This window comes from Ureibacillus massiliensis 4400831 = CIP 108448 = CCUG 49529, assembly GCF_000772965.1.
GTDB classification, from domain to species: domain Bacteria; phylum Bacillota; class Bacilli; order Bacillales_A; family Planococcaceae; genus Ureibacillus; species Ureibacillus massiliensis.
On record NZ_JPVQ01000141.1, the window covers coordinates 1 to 477 of the forward strand.

Annotated in this window: 1 protein-coding gene; it reads right to left on the reverse strand. The window is 38.8% G+C overall.

Going from position 1 to position 477, the window contains the following annotated elements; all coding sequences use genetic code 11:
• Positions 1-288 precede the first annotated feature (288 nt).
• Positions 289-477, reverse strand: a 189-nt coding sequence (locus tag CD30_RS20475) for a hypothetical protein (RefSeq protein ID WP_211254640.1), incomplete at its 5' end; no start/stop codon positions are given.

The following is a 477-nucleotide window of genomic DNA, read 5'->3' on the forward strand; positions in this document are numbered from 1 at the left end:
ATGTAGTTGTCAAAAATAAACGGTAACTCCCCCCTTCTCCCAAACCCTTGTCATTCCTGCCTTTCTCCCATTTCCCCAATTTCTGTAGGAAAATAAGTTCTTCCCTAACTCGCTCCTTTTCTCTCCTATTTTTTGTCAGAATCATGATTTTTTAGGAAAATAAGTTGTTCCGTAGGAACAGGAATAAAATGAGTTCAGGGTCAAGGTTTTTTCCTGCTTTTTCTCCTGCCTTTTTTCACTCTTTTCTTCTCGCCTTCTTTTGTGAAATCGTTGATTTATCGGGCATTGTCATGCATTTCCTCTGACATTTATTCTTGCCTTTCTTATGCTTTTTTCTGGCTCTCCCTCTGCCTTTGGACACAAAAAAACGAGGAAAACTGGAGGAGATACTCCGATTTTCACTCGTTTTAGGGAACAACTTATTTGACCAAGGCTACAGTTTATTTGCCTTGGGTAAAACTTCTTTTTGCTATAACA